Source organism: Citrobacter sp. Cb041, from assembly GCF_030336655.1.
Classification (GTDB): domain Bacteria; phylum Pseudomonadota; class Gammaproteobacteria; order Enterobacterales; family Enterobacteriaceae; genus Citrobacter; species Citrobacter braakii.
The window spans coordinates 288,561-307,029 of the sequence record NZ_JAOWDD010000039.1 but is presented as its reverse complement, the minus strand read 5'-3'; the positions used below and the strand labels follow the sequence as shown (position 1 = coordinate 307,029).

Annotated in this window: 18 protein-coding genes; 12 read left to right on the top strand and 6 right to left on the bottom strand. The window is 51.2% G+C overall.

Annotation, left to right across the window (positions count from 1 at the left end):
* From OGV52_RS14465 to OGV52_RS14440, 6 genes are read left to right on the top strand one after another with little or no spacing between them, the layout of a single operon-like run.
* Entirely contained in the window at positions 1–723 is a 723-nt protein-coding gene (locus OGV52_RS14465) for a DUF1365 domain-containing protein (protein WP_049281531.1), read from the top strand.
* The gene (locus OGV52_RS14460) at positions 720–1,940 is read left to right on the top strand and encodes an SAM-dependent methyltransferase (protein ID WP_101699973.1); all 1,221 of its coding nucleotides are present in this window, start codon (positions 720–722) and stop codon (positions 1,938–1,940) included. Before OGV52_RS14465 ends, OGV52_RS14460 begins: the two co-directional genes overlap by 4 nt.
* Positions 1,937–2,422, top strand: a complete 486-nt coding sequence (locus OGV52_RS14455) for a DUF2878 domain-containing protein (protein ID WP_101699974.1) — start codon at positions 1,937–1,939, stop codon at positions 2,420–2,422. Before OGV52_RS14460 ends, OGV52_RS14455 begins: the two co-directional genes overlap by 4 nt.
* Positions 2,419–2,946, top strand: coding sequence for a hypothetical protein (locus tag OGV52_RS14450; RefSeq protein WP_101699975.1), 528 nt, complete (start codon positions 2,419–2,421; stop codon positions 2,944–2,946). The genes OGV52_RS14455 and OGV52_RS14450 overlap by 4 nt, the downstream gene beginning before the upstream one ends.
* Entirely contained in the window at positions 2,943–3,473 is a 531-nt protein-coding gene (locus OGV52_RS14445; protein ID WP_101699976.1) for a DUF3833 domain-containing protein, read from the top strand. The genes OGV52_RS14450 and OGV52_RS14445 overlap by 4 nt, the downstream gene beginning before the upstream one ends.
* Before the next feature lie 13 nt (positions 3,474–3,486).
* Positions 3,487–4,446: a YbgA family protein gene (locus OGV52_RS14440; RefSeq protein WP_101699977.1), complete on the top strand. Its 960-nt coding sequence runs from the start codon at positions 3,487–3,489 to the stop codon at positions 4,444–4,446.
* A gap of 315 nt (positions 4,447–4,761) precedes the next feature.
* Here OGV52_RS14440 and OGV52_RS14435 read toward each other — a convergent pair whose 3' ends face one another.
* Positions 4,762–5,430 carry an SOS response-associated peptidase gene (locus OGV52_RS14435; protein ID WP_101699978.1) on the bottom strand — a complete coding sequence of 223 codons (669 nt, stop codon included), beginning with the start codon at positions 5,428–5,430 and terminating at the stop codon, positions 4,762–4,764.
* 683 nt (positions 5,431–6,113) lie between these two features.
* Between OGV52_RS14435 and OGV52_RS14430 the strand changes: the two genes are divergently transcribed.
* Together OGV52_RS14430 and pphA are read left to right on the top strand one after the other, a co-directional pair.
* Positions 6,114–6,944: a GIY-YIG nuclease family protein gene (locus OGV52_RS14430; RefSeq protein WP_103766187.1), complete on the top strand. Its 831-nt coding sequence runs from the start codon at positions 6,114–6,116 to the stop codon at positions 6,942–6,944.
* Between the two features lie 90 nt (positions 6,945–7,034).
* Positions 7,035–7,676, top strand: a complete 642-nt coding sequence (pphA, locus tag OGV52_RS14425; protein ID WP_287108687.1) for a protein-serine/threonine phosphatase — start codon at positions 7,035–7,037, stop codon at positions 7,674–7,676.
* On the opposite strand, the gene OGV52_RS14420 is transcribed toward pphA, so the two are convergent.
* The 5 genes from OGV52_RS14420 to yebS form a co-directional block, all read right to left on the bottom strand.
* Positions 7,677–7,868: a YdfD/YebW family protein gene (locus OGV52_RS14420; protein WP_016152779.1), complete on the bottom strand. Its 192-nt coding sequence runs from the start codon at positions 7,866–7,868 to the stop codon at positions 7,677–7,679.
* 102 nt (positions 7,869–7,970) lie between these two features.
* Entirely contained in the window at positions 7,971–8,207 is a 237-nt protein-coding gene (locus tag OGV52_RS14415) for a YebV family protein (RefSeq protein WP_029139506.1), read from the bottom strand.
* 100 nt (positions 8,208–8,307) lie between these two features.
* Complete coding sequence (gene rsmF, locus OGV52_RS14410; RefSeq protein WP_287108686.1) at positions 8,308–9,729, bottom strand: 16S rRNA (cytosine(1407)-C(5))-methyltransferase RsmF; 1,422 nt, start codon at positions 9,727–9,729, stop codon at positions 8,308–8,310.
* A gap of 83 nt (positions 9,730–9,812) precedes the next feature.
* Positions 9,813–12,446, bottom strand: a complete 2,634-nt coding sequence (locus tag OGV52_RS14405) for a PqiB family protein (RefSeq protein ID WP_141875079.1) — start codon at positions 12,444–12,446, stop codon at positions 9,813–9,815.
* Positions 12,415–13,698 carry a membrane integrity lipid transport subunit YebS gene (gene yebS, locus OGV52_RS14400; protein ID WP_016152782.1) on the bottom strand — a complete coding sequence of 428 codons (1,284 nt, stop codon included), beginning with the start codon at positions 13,696–13,698 and terminating at the stop codon, positions 12,415–12,417. The genes OGV52_RS14405 and yebS overlap by 32 nt, the downstream gene beginning before the upstream one ends.
* A gap of 128 nt (positions 13,699–13,826) precedes the next feature.
* On the opposite strand from yebS, the gene msrC reads away from it, so the two are divergent.
* The 4 genes from msrC (at position 13,827) to htpX (ending at position 18,249) form a co-directional block, all read left to right on the top strand.
* Entirely contained in the window at positions 13,827–14,324 is a 498-nt protein-coding gene (msrC, locus tag OGV52_RS14395; RefSeq protein WP_016152783.1) for a free L-methionine (R)-S-oxide reductase MsrC, read from the top strand.
* 96 nt (positions 14,325–14,420) lie between these two features.
* Positions 14,421–15,107 carry an RNA chaperone ProQ gene (proQ, locus tag OGV52_RS14390; protein ID WP_003833781.1) on the top strand — a complete coding sequence of 229 codons (687 nt, stop codon included), beginning with the start codon at positions 14,421–14,423 and terminating at the stop codon, positions 15,105–15,107.
* A 19-nt stretch (positions 15,108–15,126) separates the two neighbouring features.
* Positions 15,127–17,175: a carboxy terminal-processing peptidase gene (prc, locus tag OGV52_RS14385; RefSeq protein ID WP_029139508.1), complete on the top strand. Its 2,049-nt coding sequence runs from the start codon at positions 15,127–15,129 to the stop codon at positions 17,173–17,175.
* Between the two features lie 192 nt (positions 17,176–17,367).
* Positions 17,368–18,249: a protease HtpX gene (htpX, locus tag OGV52_RS14380; RefSeq protein ID WP_003034964.1), complete on the top strand. Its 882-nt coding sequence runs from the start codon at positions 17,368–17,370 to the stop codon at positions 18,247–18,249.
* Positions 18,250–18,469 lie beyond the last annotated feature (220 nt).

Below are 18,469 nucleotides of genomic sequence, written 5' to 3'. Positions count from 1 at the left end.
ATGAACAGTTGCCTGTATCAGGGCGTATTGCGTCATCGCCGCCTTCAGCCTACAACGCACCAGTTTACTTATCAGGTGTTTATGGCGTGGCTCGATCTGGATGAACTGGCGCAGCTTCCGGGCGTCGGCGTGAAACGTAATCGCTTTGCCGCGGCGGCTTTTCATGATGCGGATTACCCGCTGGGGACACCGTTAAAAGAGAACGTGTTGAATCAGCTTGCCCTCCTGACTGGCGAACGTCCCGAAGGTCGCGTGATGCTCCTGACGCAATTGCGCTATTTCGGCTTTCATTTTAACCCGGTCAATTTTTACTACTGCTATGACCACGCGCAAATCCTGCGCTGGGTACTGGCGGAGGTCCGCAATACGCCATGGAATGAGCGACATTACTACGCCGTAGATGCACAGGAAAAGCGTCCGCTGGAAAAAGCGTTCCATGTATCGCCATTTAACCCGATGGATATGGTCTATCACTGGCGATTTAACTCGCCGGTTAAAACGCTGCATATGCATATCGAAAACCATCAGGAAGAGAAGATTTTTGATGCCACCCTGATGCTCAAACGCGAGCCGTTGACGCAGGCGAATTTACGTACGTTGCTGCTACGACTGCCGTTGATGACGCTGAAAACGGTGTCAGCGATTTACTGGCAGGCGTTACGACTGTGGCTCAAGCGAGTCCCTCTCTACAACCATCCCGTGAGCAGGAGTGAACGATCATGACCGATCCCGTCTTTGCGCTTGAACCTGATATTCCGCGCAACCTGCGTGTGGCGCGTTGGCTTCTTTTCCGCGTGCTGAGCGGTCTTCGCCAGGGGGCAATCACGGTGCGGGAAGGGGAGCAGACTTTTCATTTTGGTGATGTTTCAGCTGAGTTACGCGCCGACGTACATATTCTCTCACCCACGGTGTACTGGCGGGTGCTGAAAGGCGGAAGTCTTGCGGCGGCTGAAGCCTGGATGGACGGAGAGTGGGAAACGCAACAGCTCACGCCGTTATTGCAAATATTTGCGCTTAACACCACCCTGCTGGGACGGCTGGAAAGCGGATTTCGCCTGCTTGGACGACCCGTCGAGCGTTTGCGTCACTGGACACGTCGCAACCATCGGCAACAGGCGAGAGAAAACATCGCCGCGCATTACGACCTCGGCAATGCGTTTTACGCGCACTTTCTTGATGAGGATTTACTCTATTCCAGTGCCTTGTTCACCTGCCCCGAGCAGTCGTTAGCGCAGGCTCAGCAGGCCAAAATGGCGCGGCTTTGCGAACAGCTGGCGCTCACCGCGAATGATCATCTGCTGGAAATCGGTACCGGCTGGGGAGCGATGGCGGAATACGCCGCGCGTCATTACGGCTGCCGGGTGACCACCACGACCCTGTCGCAGGAACAGTTCGCCTGGGCGAACGCGCGCATTGCCCGCGCAGGTTTACAGGACAGAGTCAATGTACTGCTGTGCGACTACCGCGACCTGACCGGGGAATTCGACAAACTGGTGTCGGTTGAAATGATCGAGGCGGTGGGTCAGCGTTATCTGCCGACGTTTTTCCGCACCTGTCAGGCGCGCCTGCGCCCTGGAGGGAAAATGGCGATTCAGGCCATTACCATTCAGGATCAGCGCTATCGCGATTACAGCAAAGGCGTGGATTTTATTCAGCGTTATATCTTTCCGGGAGGCTTTTTACCCAGTATCACCGCGATGAGCGGTCTGATGACAAAGCACACCGACTTTGTGGTTCGCAATCTGTTCGATATGGGGCCTGACTACGCCCGGACGCTTGCGCACTGGCGACAACGATTTGTTCACGCCTGGCATGATATTGAAAAGCTGGGCTTTGATGAGCGTTTTCGTCGCATGTGGCTGTATTACTTCGGCTACTGCGAAGCCGGTTTTAATGCGCGCACTATCAGTGTGGTGCAACTGACGGTGGAACGTCTATGAACCGCCATTTACAGGTCTTTATCCTGGCTGTCGGGTTCGATTTGTACTGGCTCATGGTGGTGTTATTACGTGAGCGCGGCCTGGTGTTATGGCTTGGGCTGGCTATTCTGGCCTGCTTCTTGCTGCCGCCTGCACAACGTCTGTACGCGTTAATGCTGGCAGCAGCGGGCAGTAGTCTGGATGCGCTGTGGGCGTTGACGGGGTTGATCGATTTTCACGGTGAAGCATTGTTACCGTTATGGATGGTCGCGCTCTGGCTCATGTTCGCCGCCCTGTGGACGCACCTTACCTGCTCGACCACTTTGCCGGGATGGCTGCTGGCAATCATGGCCACCGGTGGTGGCCCGGTCGCCTATGTGATAGGAGAGCGTTTGGGGTCTATTACTTTTCTGGAACCGGCATTTATCGTTGTCGGTTTAATGGCGGCGGGCTGGCTGGTGTTGATGCTGTTTTTTCATATTTTCATGGGGAAACGCCAATGAAACCTGCCTTACTGATACTGCTGGGCGTCATGGCGATTGCGCCGTTTGCAGGGGCTACAGACTGGTTAAGCTGGCATAAAGTCGGCGATGCAACGCTCACCTGGGGGCCATTCACGATCTATACCTCACAACTGCGCACGCCGGATGGGCGTTATCGCGGGCTGAAAGAGGAGCAGGCGCTGATTATCACCTATCAGCGCAAAATTGAACGGCAAGAACTGGTGGATGCCACCCGCGATCAGTGGCGAGCGCAGGGGATTCTGGCGCGGGAAGCGCAGAGCGAGTCCTGGCTTCGCATGTTGGGTGAGCTATGGCCAGACGTCGCGCCGGGTACGCAACTGGCTTTTGTATTGCAAGATAAGCAGGGGCAGTTCTGGTATCGCATGTCAGCGACACAAAGGCAATTTATCCCGCTTGGCCCACCGCAGTCGGCGGCGTTCAGCGAAAACTTTCTCGCTGTCTGGCTGGGTTCCCGCACGCAATATCCTGAGCTGCGTCAGCAGCTTACTGGAGGTGAAAAATGAAACGTTTATTGACCCTGAGCCTGCCCTTGCTGATGCAACTGGCTGGTTGTAGCGCTGAAATTGCCGACTATCGACAACAACAGCCGACGCTGGATATCTTTCAGTATTTTCAGGGAGAAACGCAAGCATGGGGGATGGTTCAGGACCGCAGCGGTAAACAGCTTCGTCGCTTCCACGTCGACATTAACGGCGATGTGGTGGGAGACACATTGACCCTCAACGAACGCTTTGTGTACGACGATGGCGAGAAACAGCAGCGTGTGTGGCATATCCGTAAAGTCAGCGCCGATCGTTACGAAGGCACCGCCGGCGACATTGAAGGTGTTGCGAAGGGACAGGCGGCGGGCAACGCGTTCAACTGGCATTACAGCATGAATGTGAAAGCCAGCGGCAGAACCTGGTTGCTAAATTTTGATGACTGGATGTACCTGCAGGATGCCAATCATCTGTTTAATAAAACTGAGATGAAGAAATTTGGCGTCACCGTCGGCACGGTGACACTCTTCTTCTCCCGTAAAACGCACTAGCGAGGAAGACGCAATGAAAATGCAACCCATCGTTGGGATCAGCGGCTGTTTAACGGGGTCTGCCGTCCGCTTTGACGGCGGGCATAAGCGGGCGCAGTTTGTGATGGACAGGCTGGCACAGTGGGTGACATTCCGGCCCATTTGCCCGGAGATGGCGATTGGCTTGCCTGTCCCAAGACCGGCGTTGCGCCTGGTACAAACGGCTGTCGGCGATATTCGCATGCGATTTAGCCACGCACCTCACGAAGACGTGACCGACAAAATGGCTGACTTTTGCCAGCGGTATCTGGCCGGGTTGGACACTCTGTCCGGGTTTATCGTCTGCGCCAAATCACCCAGTTGTGGTATGGAACGCGTGCGCTTATATGACGAGAAAGGCAATCGCGGGCGCAAAGACGGGGTGGGACTGTTTACCGCCACGCTTATGGAGAAATATCCGTGGCTACCGGTAGAAGAGGACGGGCGGCTGCACGATCCGGTCCTGCGCGAAAACTTCGTCGAAAGGGTTTTCGCGCTACATGAGCTAAATATGCTGCGCAAAAATGGCCTGACGCGTCGGGCTCTACTGGATTTTCATAGCCGTTATAAATTGCAATTGCTGGCTCACCATCAGGCCGGATACCGGGAAATTGGCCCATTCGTCGCATCACTGCATGAATGGGAGGATCTGGAAGCTTTCTTTGCGGTCTACCGGGATAAATTAATGACGCTTCTGAAGAAACCCGCCTCACGTAAAAACCACACTAACGTGCTGATGCACATTCAGGGATATTTCCGTAATCAGTTAACAATGCGTCAGCGCGGCGAGTTGCGCGAGGTGATCCTTAATTACCGCGCAGGACTACTGCCCATACTGGCTCCTATGACGCTGCTGAAACATTATCTGGCGGAATACCCGGACGGTTATCTGCTGACGCAGAATTACTTTGATCCCTACCCGCAAGATTTAGCATTGCGACTGACTGTTAATTGATCATATTTGATTAAAAGAAGCGGGCAGAATAACAATTTATGTAATGTTCAAAATCTTTAATTTCCGCTAATTGCTCATAGTGGATTGCAGCGACTGTAAAATCTGTACCATCGAGGTTTGCCAGTAATGGTAGCGTGTTGAATGTGCCGGCGTGAAAAACTTGGATTCTTGGTGAAAACTCTCCCCAAAACAAAAAACATAGCTCGGATAATCAATGAGTTGAAAAAGGTAGATATGGTACATTTTGCAAAATGTAAACATTATAATTTAATATTTATTATAGTGTTATGAGAGTTGTGGCGATGTAATGCTGCGTTACATTGGCAGGATTAACTGGGCACCTTGATTTTTCACATTTCCAACGGCACTCGTTACGGCATGCCATATAAATTTATCAGCCGGAACGGAACCGTCAGCCGCAATTTCCGCAGCTTCTTTTCCTCCAATGTCCTGCCTCATCCATTCGCGAGCGGCTTCTGGTGACAGTACCAGCGGCCGCCTGTCGTGAATATCTACCAGTCCTTTGTCAGCTGCAGCTGTAACTATCAGGAAACCTTCTGCTTCATCTCCTCGATCGAATGGCGTGCTGCCAATCGCCGCCATAAATATCGGCTGTCCGTCGGCCCGATGAATGAAGTAAGGCTGCTTCGTGTCACCTTCCTTTTTCCATTCGTACCAGCCATCAGCAAAGCAAATTGCACGACCGTGCTGCCAGAGCGGTTTAAACATTCTGCTGGTGGCCGCAGTTTCAGATCGAGCATTAATTAGCGGTGGCTTATCCCACCACCCAGGGGCATATCCCCAAATGACAGGGTCAAGGTGCAGTTGCTCATCACGTTCGCTCAGAAGCAGGACTTTGGTGCCAGGCGCTACGTTGAATCTTCCGATGGGTTCCGGGTCATATGGAATGTCTAGTTCGGCTTCTTCAGCGAGCAGGGCAAGATAGTCCTCTCGTGTCATTGACTGTGAAAAACGGCCACACATAGAAACCTCCAGCCATATGTCAGACTGAAAGTATAGGGCAGGAAGAAAAAGTGGTGCGCCCGGTAATGATTTAAAAGGAATTTGTAAGGTAAATCGAAATGATGGTTTTGTGAATTGATGAATTCTTAAAAATGGATGGGCGCTCGTTGAAAGCGATCCCGAATTTTTCCCGACGACGCCACGAAACCAATAGCAACTGATTGATCTTGAACGGGTGCAATAGTAAGTATCAGGAGGTGTTTTTTAGTGGGCTTTTTATGCTAACCTATTGAAGTTTATAGGTTATTGCGTTTTGAGTTGTAAACAGGAATCGTATTCGGTCTCTTTTTATGTACTTTAAAAACCAAAAGGTTAGAAAGCACGGTGCCAAAACACACGAAATTCTTTGTGCGGCATTTTATGCCTGCTACAACAATCTAAACATTTTTGTCCCCATATCCAAGTACTTTTCTGTCATTTTTCACTTTGGTCTTGAACTCGGTGCTATCTGTATCCCTTTATGCAAATGTTCTCGTAGCGTGGCAGATGGATATGACTTAAATGTTGTACTATTGAAAATGACAGTATATTAATTTGTTCATAGCCATGGGGATATCGGATAAAGTTAATTGGTAATAATCTAAGGATTATGATTTATTATGAGCGGATTATAGCGATAAAATTATTAAAGATGGAATGGATATATGAATGACTCAGATGGTTATGTTTATATTTTAAAGAATGATGCCTATCAGGATAATCTTTTTAAGATAGGGTTTACAAAGAACATGCCTGAGCATCGGGCTAAACAATTATTTAATGGGGTGACCGGTGTTCCACTACCATTCGATGTGGTTATGGCATGTAAAGTAGGAAATTATCGGGAAGCAGAAAAGAATATTCATCTTCGCTTAAAACCTTATAGAGTAAACCACAGAAGAGAGTTTTTTGAACTACCAATAGAAATTTGCAGTAAGGTAGTTCTAGATGAATGTAATAAGATAAATGAACGACTTAATTTCAATTGTATTAATCCTATAATATTGGTGGAAAAGAAAGAGATCGCTATTGAAATTGAAAAGTATAATGAGTCTAACTTTTTGATATCTATGAAAGATATTCTTATGCAAGAAAAATATAATTCTAAATTAAATAGCGAGCAAAAAGATAGAATCGAAATATTGATGCTTGTATTAGCTGAAGTGTTCCCTAACGATCTTGTGGGTTGGTATGATGGATTTATGAAAGACCATGATCCGGAAAAAGAAATACAAATTTGGGAATCGTTAGTTAAGGCTTTTTGTAAAGCCAAGCGTTATTATGAATTCAATGCATATAAACAAGAAGTTTTTAATAGCCTGCTTCTACGGACCATTAATGATAAATCGTTTGTCATGAAAGCTATGGCTTCATCGGAGGTTCCTCATGACTTACTTTCACGAATACTTGACTGTTACGATTTAAAGCCAACACCACTTGTCGTTATTACAGCGAATGGGATTAAAATGGATGCCCGATTACATATCCATAAATAATTATGTCTCGGATATAAATAGAAACATCCCCGCCTTTCTGATGTATTTGCTAAAATTAAAGTTGCATGAGAACTGTGTACAGGAGGTCAAATGGGACTGCCTGACAATGCTTATCAAAGAGTGGAAGCGACGCGCTGGCGACATGTTTGGGTGGTTGGGGATATCCACGGTTGCTTCTCATTATTGATGGCGAAATTGCGCCTGTGTCATTTTGATCCGTGGCAGGACCTGCTGGTTTCAGTGGGGGATGTTATCGATCGCGGGCCTGACAGTCTGCGTTGCCTGAAACTACTGCGTAAACGCTGGATTATCGCGGTCAGAGGGAATCATGAACAGATGGGGCTGGACGCGCTGGCAACCGGGGAGCAATTCCTGTGGTTTATGAATGGCGGTTCGTGGTTTGCGCAGGCGGAGCAGCCAGCGGCGACAGCCGCTCTTGAAACGTGTCGGCAATTACCCTGGATTCTGGAGCTGCGTTGCCAGAACGGCATACACGTTATTGCTCACGCAGATTACCCTGATGATAATTATCAGTGGCAAAAAGAGGTCGATTTACAGCGGGTACTGTGGGATCGCACAAGGCTGATGAATAAAGGCAACGGCATTCGCGGCGCGGATCACTTTTGGTTTGGCCATACGCCTCTGCGTCAGCAGCTGGATCACGAGAATCTGCACTATATTGATACCGGTGCGGTGTTTGGCGGCGAGTTGACGCTGGTACAACTGCAATAATCAAAAATCGCTGTATTCCTGGGCCGGACGCCAGAAGCTGTCTATGTAGTCATCCGCGGGTAAACATCCGCCGTTACGAATACGCTGATCGTCCATCGATATCAGGCACTGCTGCTCAGTTTTGTAGACATCAACAACGATATCTTCACAACCGCCACCCAGGTAGCACACAAAAAGAACCAGCGTGAACATTCCATCCTCAAATGGTAAAGCCATAGCTGTAGTGTAGAAGATGTTGATAGATGAGGGAAATTAACCAAGAAATAACCCGTCTGGCGACGGGTTCTTTTTGAATCAGGCAAGGCGCATGATCCAGGCATCTGACTTACGATCGTAGTGCTCGCGAAATAGAACTGAATGTTCTCCGTTAAGAAGAGCCGGGACGCTGGTGTCGGCATCCCAGGCATCAAGTTGCATGCATAAATCCGGATCGGATTTACACGGAATGGTTAACGTTCGGTCCCCTGGCGATTCGCCATGTAACTCGGCGTCGTCGATTTCAAAAGCGCCAATGCGCACACTGGTTTTCATCATCGTGCTCTCCGTTTATTTGCTGGTTGTGGTACGACCAGTTAGGTCGTCCATTTTTCAGCGTAGTCAACGTTAGCAAAAGCGCCAGTAAAAACGTGCGTTATCCTGTAAAGAGTTTGCCATCCCGGACAAGATCGCGCGGGTAGCTATTCTTTAATCGCGATCCAATACGTTTCGCCAGGCCAATCGGCTGATGCTGGAACGTAACCAGCACATCGTCGGTGGTCGGTGCGGTCTGCGGGTAGACATCCCGTCCGCGGTACCACTCTTCGGCTTCGGCAAGGGTCAGTTCGAACGCATGGCTGTGATTTGTGCTGGCGAGAGCAATGATGGCTTCATGCTGCCAGCGGTACCCTTTATTGTGCGTTTCAGCGAGTTTGATGCCGAGTCGGGAAAAGCGGACTTTGCCGATCAGGGGTTCAATCTCGGTTGGGAACAGCCAAATCTCTTTATCACGCTGCCACAGGCGCAGAGTGTCTTCCCACTGCAATCCACAGGCGTTAGCGGCCTGAGTGACAAGCGCGGATTCACGTCCTTTAAGCGGGCTGAACGGGAAGTTACCGACTTTGTATTTTGGCGTCGGTAGTGCAGGGATCGCGGCAGTTTTGCGCAGACGCGCGACGAAAAAACCTTCACAATCGTAGATCTGCGGGAACACATGCAGGAATCCTTCCGGGGTCAGGGCGCGTTCAGCCTGCGGGAATAAATCGCCCAGTGGTAAAAACTCGACGGCGTCCGGGTAGGTCTCAATCAGCCACTGCATAATGTCTTCATTTTCGTCACGGTTCAGCGTGCAGGTCGAGTAAACCAACGTGCCGCCGGGACGCAAGGCATGAAAGGCGCTGTCGAGAAGTTCGCGCTGGGTTGCGGCAATTTCCAGATTACTTTCTGGCGACCAGTTTTTTAGCGCATCGGGATCTTTACGCACCACGCCTTCACCGGAACACGGGGCGTCCAGCAAAATGGCATCGAAGGCTTCTGGCAACGCTGCGCCAAATACCCGCCCGTCAAAATGGGTTAGCGCGACATTGGCTATCCCGCATCGGCTGATATTGGCATGCAGGACTTTGACGCGACTGGCGGAAAACTCATTCGCCAGAATCGCACCCTGATTATTCATTTTTGCGGCAATTTGCGTGGTTTTGGAGCCGGGGGCTGCCGCGACATCCATCACGCGATCCGGGGTGTTACCATCGGCAAACAGCGCGGCTACCGGCAGCATTGAGCTGGCTTCCTGAATATAAAACAGACCGCTTAAATGTTCCGCGGTACTGCCGAGCGGTACTGACTTTTCATCATCGCGTTCGATCCAGAAACCTTCAGCGCACCAGGGTATCGGAGTGAGCGACCAGTTGTAAGGTGCAGTCAGAGTGAGGAAGTCGGCAACGGAGATTTTCAGCGTATTGACGCGGATGCTGCGACGTAGCGGACGCTGGCAGGCAGCGAGAAAATCATCAAATGAGAGCGTGGAAGGCATTGCTTCACGCATTTGGTTTAGAAAGGCGTCGGGAAAATAAGCCACTTGGTACCACCGGCAAAAAAACAGGTGCGCAGTGTAGCATAAGTGCTCCGGCGCGAGTATGTACGCCGGAGCAAGGGGAGAGATTAACGTGGCAGGGCGGTTCCCCATTCACGCCACTCTTTTGGTTCGCTTTCGAGCAGCAGGAAGTGTTTACCTGCCTGCGCTTTCGGGGCCAGCGGCGTACCCGGTGGCGTAGCGAAGGCGATTCCGCCGCGAATGAACTGATTGAAGGTACCGGTCTTCACGACGCCGCCGGTCAAACCAAAGTCGAGATTGTATCCTGATGCCAGCCAGAACACGGAGTTGTTCCGCACCAGATGCTGATAGCGCTGGCTAATGCGCATCGCCACCATCACGCGGTCAGAAAGCGAGCCCAGCGTCAGCCCGGTGACGGTCCCCACTTCAATGCCTCTGAACAGGACTGGCGTACCGATATTCAGCGAACCTGCTTCCGGCGCTTCTACCACAATACTCAGACCATCGAGGTAACGAGAGTCGGTAATGGTGGCTTCCTGCAGTTCAAAATCACGGCGCGGGTTACCGCGTCCTGGTTCAACGTTAATATACGGCTGTAAGATCGTATCCAGATGCTCGACGCCTGCCGCTGAGATTTGCGGTGTGATCACGGAGAAGCGGGTACCGCTACGGGCAAAAGTCTGCACGTATTCCGGATACAGAACCGCTTTTGCCTGAACTTCGTTACGGGCGGTGATCAGCTCAAGCGTCTGGATCTGGCCGATATCGATCCCCAGGTATCGAATTGGCATGCCGGCCGCGAGTTTACCTGCATCGAACGCGTGCAGGGTTATCTGGCCGCCCACTGCACGTGCAGCGGTTTCGGAAGCATACAGAATACGCTTGTCGCCTTTGCGTTGGCTGGCGCTGGCGCCGCTGAGGTTATCGAAGCTAATCGCCCCTTTGAGCGCTCGCGACAGGGGAGATGCCTGTACGGTCAATCCGCTACCGTTAAGCTGAACCTTTGCCCCGCCTTCGGCCCAGAATACGCTGTTGCTGGTCAGCAGGTTGCGATATTCCGGTTTGATATGCAGATCGATATCAAACGCATCGGCGCGTGGGCGAACGCTAATCACTTCACCGACCTCGAATTTGCGGTATAACACCACCGAACCGGCCTGCACATCAGGCAGCGTTTCGGCGCTCAGGCTGAGCGTGGTAGTTGGCAGATCGCTCAGGCTGTTTTCAATCGCTTTTTCCAGGTTGGCATACAACGGGTAGCTTTTTTTCATTTCACCCCTGGTACCGGGCAAAATACGAATGCCGCCGCTGAGCCATTCGCTGGCGCTGGCGCCAAGGAATTCCACGCCATCAAGCCCGACCTTGACGTCAACGCGGCTGTTGACCACGAACTTACTGTCACCTTGCACCAGGGCGCGATGCTGTGGTTCGATGGCAACGGTAAATGAAACACCTTTGCCAGAGAGCGTGCGATCAATCACCTGACCGACCTGTACGCCGTGAAGAATCAGCGGCTGACCGGCATCAATACCGTAACTCTCCGGCGCGGTCAGCGTAAGCGTCATGACGCCCGGATCGTGTAACAACGACTTCTCAGCAGGAATAACCGCAAACTGGTTACGCGGCTCGCCTTCGCCAGGTACCAGCTCGAAAGTTTTGCCCGTCAGTAGCGAACTGATATTGGCATCGTTTAACGATAATTTAGGGCTGTGTAATTCAATCCGCGTATTGTCGCGCAGCAGCGTTACTACGCTGGGATCGACCGTCATTTCGCCGGTCACTTTACCGCCCGGATTTAAATCCAGTTTGGTCAGTTGCCCGACTTCTAATCCTTGATACATCAGCGACGTTGAGCCGGCCTTGAGTCCATCGCCGCTGGGTAAATCAAGCTTGACGATCACTCCCCGCTGGCTGTGCGCGAGATCCTGATACAAACCAAACGTGTCATCGGCCACCGCGGGTTTAGAGTCTTCGGGCGAATCAAAAGCAATGGCGCCATTGACCAGCGCCGCCAGACTCTCCAGCTTGATTTTCGCTCCGCTGAGGCTGACATCCGCATTCACACCGGACACGTTCCAGAAACGGCTGCCTTTTTTCACCAGGTTGGTAAAGCGACGTTCGATCAGCACGTCGATGGTTACGCCCTGATGATTTGGGTTGATGGTGTAGTCATACACCCGGCCCACCGGAATCTTGCGGAAATAAACCAGCGAACCGCTATTGAGCGACCCGAGGTCGGGGGCGCGCAGATGCAGCATCAAATCGCCATTATCCAGACGATACTTGGGCTGCGTATCGAGGGCGACGAAATGATCTTCCGGCTCGCCGGTTCCGGGCATCATGCCGATATAGTTGCCGCCAACCAACGCATCCAGACCAGAAACCCCCGCCAGCGACGCTTTCGGCGTGACCAACCAGAACTGGGTATCTTTGCGCAGAGCATCTTTCATGGTCGATTTGATGCTGACGCGCACTTCAATTTTGCGTAGATCTTCGCTGAGGTTGATATCCTGCACGGTGCCCACTTCAACGCCCTGATAACGAACGGGAGTACGGCCCGGCACAATGCCGTCAGCAGACATAAAGTCAATGGTTACGGTATTGCCGCGATCTTCATAGCTTCCCCAGATTAGCCATCCTGCAATCATCAGCGCGATGAACGGCAGCAGCCAGAACGGAGAGATACGGCGTTTAGTTTTAATCTGCGCTTCAGTCTGCGAAGCGGGCGTTTCCTGACTCATGTGCATCCCAAAGTAAGCGGCTGTCCAGCCATTCCACAGCAAGAATAGTCAATATTACCGCTGCGCCGAAATAAAACGCAGCTGGCCCCATAGTAAAAGCAAGTATCTGATCGCGATTAATCAGCGACATGGTTAAAGCGATAACAAAGAGATCCAGCATCGACCAGCGACCAATCCAGGTCACCATACGCAGCAGTTTGATGCGGGTACGCAATCCTTGCTCACATCTAAAATGGATGCTGATGAGCAACGTAAACATCACAATCACTTTGGTGAATGGCACCAGAATACTGGCGATAAAAACAATCGCCGCTACGCCAACGTTGCTGTTCGCCAGGGACATTATGCCTGACAGGATCGTGTCTTCCTGGCGGCCGCCATTGACATAAATTACCGAGATGGGCAGCAGATTAGCAGGCAAAAGCAGGACGATCGAGGCCAGCAGAGCAGCCCAACACTTTTGGATACTTTGATTCCTGCGCCAGCGCAACGGGATATGACAGCGAGGGCAGCGACCTCGGGCATCCGGATAACCTGTAAAGTGGCAGCCGAGGCAGACGCGAAGTTTTTCATCGGGCCGACGGGCTGGTCTTTGCGGGTAGAAACGGTCCCAAAGCTGCTCAACGTTAAGGTGCGACAGCGTCAAAACACTGAGGATCACCAGCGCAATAAAAGCAAACAGACCCACACCGGGTTGCAAAAAAGCATAGTCCTGAACTTTGATTGATGCGACGCCAATGCCCACCAGATAGATATCAAGCATCACCCACTCTTTGAGCCTTTCCAGCATCAGCAGCACTGGGCGCAGGTTCATCCCAAGAATATTGCCAAACCACAGATAAGCGATTGAGGTCACGAGAATGATGGGCGCGCCGGCAACGCAAAAGAGTACGAAGGATGCGGTGAGTGGGTCGCCTTGTCGGGTCATTTGCCAGATGCCTTGCAGCACATTGGCGTCAATGCGCACACCTAATAAATAGATGTGCAGGAGCGGTTCTCCCCAGGCAAAGGGCATCAGCAGCAGCATGGTGAAAGCCATAGCCGCCAGTCGTGTTAATGACCAGTCGCGTCCGTCACGAATTTTTGCCTGACAGCGTGGGCAAAATGCACTTTGATGCGAACGCATTTTAGGCAAGCTAAAGATCAGGTCACATTCAGGGCAACGATGGTAATGCGCACGAGGGAGGGCATCACCAATGGACCTGATGGCTATTTTTTTAGTCGGCGTGATGCGTGGTGTCGTTAAGGCCATGTATCGCGAATCAAATTGTTGAAGTAATGTTATCTTAACTCATGACGGGAATGATCTTGAGCATTAACGCATTTAATGTTTATTTTAGTAGGCTGCAGCTTTAAGTAAGACAACTAAGTGATTACATAATGAACAAAACAGAGCTATACACGGATCTGAACCGTGACTTTCAGGCATTAATGGCAGGTGAAACCAGTTTTCTGGCAACGCTGGCAAATACCAGCGCGTTGTTGTACGAACGTCTTGCAGAAGTGAACTGGGCCGGTTTTTATCTGCTCGAAAACGATACGCTGGTGCTGGGGCCTTTCCAGGGAAAAATCGCCTGCGTGCGGATCCCAGTAGGACGCGGGGTGTGTGGGACCGCAGTAGCGCAGAACCAGGTTCAGCGCATTGAGGACGTTCATGCTTTTGACGGACACATCGCATGTGATGCCGCCAGCAACGCTGAAATCGTCCTGCCAATCACCGTCGAAAATCAGATAATCGGCGTGCTGGATATCGATAGCACGGCGTTTGGCCGCTTTACTGACGAGGATGAACAGGGGCTGCGAACGCTGGTGGCACAGCTTGAAACCGTGCTTGCAACGACGGATTACAAAAAATTCTTTGCGCGCGTCGCAGGATAATCAACGGATAACGTAGCAATTACTGATGACGTCATTATAATGTCGCCTGTTCATGCCTGCGCTTGTTGGCTACGTCCGTTGTAATCAGGAAATTTCATGGAAAATCAACCTAAGTTGAATAGCAGTAAAGAAGTCATCGCGTTTCTGGCCGAACGCTTCCCGCAGTGTTTTAGTGCGGAAGGCGAAGCGCGCCCACTGAAAATTGGCATTTTTCAGGATCTGGTAGAGCGTGTTGAGGGCGAAATGAACCTCAGCAAGACGCAGCTCCGCTCTGCCTTACGTCTCTATACTTCAAGCTGGCGCTATCTGTATGGCGTTAAATTGGGCGCAACGCGTGTTGATCTCGACGGCAACCCTTGTGGTGAGCTGGATGAGCAGCACGTTGAACATGCTCGCAAACAGCTGGAAGAAGCTAAAGCCCGCGTTCAGGCGCAACGTGCAGAGCAACAGGCGAAAAAACGCGAAGCAGCCGCTGCTGCCGGTGAAAAAGAAGACGCACCGCGTCGCGAGCGTAAGCCGCGTCCTGCACCGCGTCGTAAAGAAGGCGCTGAGCGTAAACCTCGCGCTGAGAAACCAGCAGCAAAAGCACCGCGTGCTCCTCGTGAAGAACAGCATACCCCGGTATCTGATATTTCAGTACTGACGGTAGGGCAGTCTCTGAAGGTGAAAGCAGGTAATAATGCGATGGATGCCACCGTATTAGAAATCACCAAAGATGGCGTCCGTGTACAGCTGAATTCGGGTATGTCTTTGATTGTACGCGCAGAACACCTGGTGTTCTGAAACGGAGGCCAGGCCTGGCATGAACACTTTTTTTAGGCTTACTGCGTTAGCTGGTCTGCTTGCATTAGCAGGCCAGGCACTTGCTGTGGAAGATATCACGCGTGCCGATCAAATCCCCGTTTTAAAGGAAGAAACCCAGCATGCGACGGTAAGTGAACGTGTGACATCGCGTTTTACGCGTTCGCACTATCGCCAGTTCGATCTGGATCAGGCGTTTTCGGCAAAAATTTTTGACCGCTATTTGAATCTGCTCGACTACAGCCACAACGTGCTGTTGGCGAGCGATATCGAACAGTATGCAAAAAAGAAAACGGTCCTTGGCGATGAACTGCGTACCGGCAAGCTGGATGTCTTTTACGATCTCTATAATCTGGCGCAAAAACGCCGATTTGAACGTTATCAGTACGCTTTAAGCGTACTGGCACGTCCAATGGATTTCACCGGTACCGACACCTTTAACCTCGACCGGAGCAAAGCGCCATGGCCGAAGAGCGAAGCAGAGCTTAACGCGCTGTGGGACGGCAAGGTTAAATTTGACGAACTCAGCCTGAAGCTGACCGGCAAAACCGATGCGGAAATTCGTGAAACGCTGACGCGTCGCTACAAGTTTGCGATTCGCCGTCTGGCACAGACCAACAGCGAAGATGTTTTCTCTCTGGCGATGACGGCTTTCGCCCGTGAGATCGACCCGCATACTAACTATCTCTCTCCACGCAATACCGAACAGTTCAATACTGAAATGAGCCTGTCTCTGGAAGGTATTGGCGCGGTTTTGCAAATGGATGATGACTACACCGTCATTAACTCCATGGTGGCGGGCGGCCCGGCAGCCAAGAGCAAAGCAATAAGCGTTGGCGACCGTATTGTCGGCGTGGGTCAGACCGGTAAGGGAATGGTCGACGTGATTGGCTGGCGTCTGGATGACGTTGTAGCGCTGATCAAAGGACCCAAAGGCAGCAAAGTTCGCCTTGAAATCCTGCCTGCCGGTAAAGGAACCAAGACGCGCACCGTCACGTTAACGCGTGAGCGTATTCGTCTCGAAGACCGCGCCGTGAAAATGTCCGTGAAAACCGTTGGCAAAGAAAAAGTCGGCGTACTGGATATCCCTGGCTTCTATGTTGGCCTGACGGATGATGTCAAAGTTCAGTTGCAGAAGCTGGAAAAACAGAACGTCAGCAGCATCATTATTGATCTGCGCACCAACGGTGGCGGCGCGCTGACCGAAGCCGTTTCGCTCTCCGGTCTGTTCATTCCTTCCGGCCCGGTGGTTCAGGTTCGTGACAATAACGGTAAAGTGCGTGAAGACAGCGATACCGACGGCGTTGTGTACTACAAAGGTCCGCTGGTAGTGTTAGTCGATCGCTTCAGTGCTTCGGCATCAGAGATTTTTGCTGCGGCAATGCAGGATTATGGTCGTGCGCTGATCGTTGGTGAACCGACTTTCGGGAAAGGCACTGTACAGCAGTATCGCTCTCTGAACCGTATTTATGATCAGATGCTGCGTCCGGAATGGCCGGCGCTGGGTTCTGTTCAGTATACGATCCAGAAATTCTACCGTGTAAACGGTGGCAGTACGCAGCGTAAGGGCGTTACGCCGGACATCATCATGCCGACAGGTAATGAAGAAACGGAAACCGGTGAGAAGTTTGAAGATAACGCGCTGCCGTGGGATAGCATTGATGCTGCGACTTACACCAAATCAGAGAATCTGACGCCGTTCGGACCTGAATTGTTAAAAGAGCACAATGCACGTATTGCCAACGATCCTGAGTTCCAGTACATCATGAAGGATATTGCGCGTTTCAATGCGATGAAGGATAAACGCAACATCGCTTCTCTCAATTACGCTCAGCGTGAGAAAGAGAATAACGAAGATGACGCAATGCGTCTGGCGCGTATCAACGATCGGTTTAAGCGAGAAGGTAAGCCGCCGCTGAAAAAACTGGACGATTTACCGAAGGATTACCAGGAACCAGATCCCTACCTGGATGAAACGGTAAAAATAGCGCTTGACCTGGCGCATCTTGAAAAAGAAAAGCCAGCGGAACAGCCCGCAACCAGTAAATAACCTCCAACAGGCACAAGAAATTGTGCCTGTTTTTTTAACAAACGCATGAAGACGTCAGTGTGATACGATAAAATGTAAAGTTGTGTCTTTCTGGTGACTTAGCACCTATGGATGCTTGAAAATAGCCATAAGACCCATACGATATGGGTAATCGCATAGTGCGTTTTGTTAAATTGAGGTTAAAAGAAAATTATGATGCGAATCGCGCTCTTCCTGCTGACGAACCTGGCTGTGATGGTCGTTTTCGGGCTGGTATTGAGCCTGACAGGGATTCAGTCAAGCAGCGTTCAAGGCTTGTTGATCATGGCACTGCTGTTTGGTTTTGGTGGTTCCTTCATTTCGCTGCTGATGTCCAAATGGATGGCGTTAAAATCCGTTGGTGGGGAAGTGATCGAACAGCCTCGCAATGAAAGAGAACGCTGGCTGATGAATACGGTAGCGAATCAGGCTCGCCAGGCTGGGATCGCTATGCCGCAGGTTGCAATCTACCATGCGCCAGATATTAACGCGTTTGCTACCGGTGCGCGCCGGGATGCTTCGCTGGTGGCTGTGAGTACAGGCCTGTTGCAAAACATGAGCCCGGACGAAGCCGAAGCCGTTATCGCGCATGAAATCAGCCACATTGCTAATGGCGATATGGTTACCATGACGCTCATTCAGGGTGTGGTGAACACCTTCGTTATCTTTATCTCACGTATTCTGGCGCAAATTGCCGCTGGCTTTATGGGCGGAAACCGCGATGAGGGTGAGGGCAGTAACGGCAACCCATTGATCTACTTCGCAGTGGCGACGGTGCTGGAACTGGTGTTTGGTATTCTGGCGAGCATTATTACCATGTGGTTCTCACGTCATCGTGAATTCCATGCGGATGCCGGTTCAGCAAAACTGGTGGGGCGTGAGAAAATGATCGCCGCGCTGCAGCGTCTGAAAACCAGCTATGAGCCGCAGGAAGCGACCAGCATGATGGCGTTCTGCATCAACGGTAAATCCAAGTCGTTGAGTGAGCTGTTTATGACTCACCCGCCGTTGGATAAACGTATTGAAGCGCTGCGCAGCGGAGAGTATTTGAAGTAAGTTAATGACTGTCACGGGGCACCCGTTGCTCCGTGACTCATAAAACATAATGGCTATTTAAAGCTATCGATTAAAGCCTCACCCAGCATATTCTGTCCCAGTTCTGCTTTATCTCTCATTTCGCCATTTTTCTCTGCTGGGGACGAAAATATTCCTTGCCGCTTTATCTCTGGTAAAAACATTGGAGCCCCGCAGGCTGGCAAAAAGAACAGTGCCGGGC

What these genes read in the sequence shown, in the direction of transcription:
- OGV52_RS14465 (WP_049281531.1), top strand. Translation starts at nt 1, where the DNA reads ATGAACAGTTGCCTGTATCAGGGCGTATTGCGTCATCGCCGCCTTCAG.
- OGV52_RS14460 (WP_101699973.1), top strand. Translation starts at nt 720, where the DNA reads ATGACCGATCCCGTCTTTGCGCTTGAACCTGATATTCCGCGCAACCTG.
- OGV52_RS14455 (WP_101699974.1), top strand. Translation starts at nt 1,937, where the DNA reads ATGAACCGCCATTTACAGGTCTTTATCCTGGCTGTCGGGTTCGATTTG.
- OGV52_RS14450 (WP_101699975.1), top strand. Translation starts at nt 2,419, where the DNA reads ATGAAACCTGCCTTACTGATACTGCTGGGCGTCATGGCGATTGCGCCG.
- OGV52_RS14445 (WP_101699976.1), top strand. Translation starts at nt 2,943, where the DNA reads ATGAAACGTTTATTGACCCTGAGCCTGCCCTTGCTGATGCAACTGGCT.
- OGV52_RS14440 (WP_101699977.1), top strand. Translation starts at nt 3,487, where the DNA reads ATGAAAATGCAACCCATCGTTGGGATCAGCGGCTGTTTAACGGGGTCT.
- OGV52_RS14435 (WP_101699978.1), bottom strand. Translation starts at nt 5,430, where the DNA reads ATGTGTGGCCGTTTTTCACAGTCAATGACACGAGAGGACTATCTTGCC.
- OGV52_RS14430 (WP_103766187.1), top strand. Translation starts at nt 6,114, where the DNA reads ATGAATGACTCAGATGGTTATGTTTATATTTTAAAGAATGATGCCTAT.
- pphA (WP_287108687.1), top strand. Translation starts at nt 7,035, where the DNA reads ATGGGACTGCCTGACAATGCTTATCAAAGAGTGGAAGCGACGCGCTGG.
- OGV52_RS14420 (WP_016152779.1), bottom strand. Translation starts at nt 7,868, where the DNA reads ATGTTCACGCTGGTTCTTTTTGTGTGCTACCTGGGTGGCGGTTGTGAA.
- OGV52_RS14415 (WP_029139506.1), bottom strand. Translation starts at nt 8,207, where the DNA reads ATGAAAACCAGTGTGCGCATTGGCGCTTTTGAAATCGACGACGCCGAG.
- OGV52_RS14405 (WP_141875079.1), bottom strand. Translation starts at nt 12,446, where the DNA reads ATGAGTCAGGAAACGCCCGCTTCGCAGACTGAAGCGCAGATTAAAACT.
- yebS (WP_016152782.1), bottom strand. Translation starts at nt 13,698, where the DNA reads ATGGCCTTAACGACACCACGCATCACGCCGACTAAAAAAATAGCCATC.
- msrC (WP_016152783.1), top strand. Translation starts at nt 13,827, where the DNA reads ATGAACAAAACAGAGCTATACACGGATCTGAACCGTGACTTTCAGGCA.
- proQ (WP_003833781.1), top strand. Translation starts at nt 14,421, where the DNA reads ATGGAAAATCAACCTAAGTTGAATAGCAGTAAAGAAGTCATCGCGTTT.
- prc (WP_029139508.1), top strand. Translation starts at nt 15,127, where the DNA reads ATGAACACTTTTTTTAGGCTTACTGCGTTAGCTGGTCTGCTTGCATTA.
- htpX (WP_003034964.1), top strand. Translation starts at nt 17,368, where the DNA reads ATGATGCGAATCGCGCTCTTCCTGCTGACGAACCTGGCTGTGATGGTC.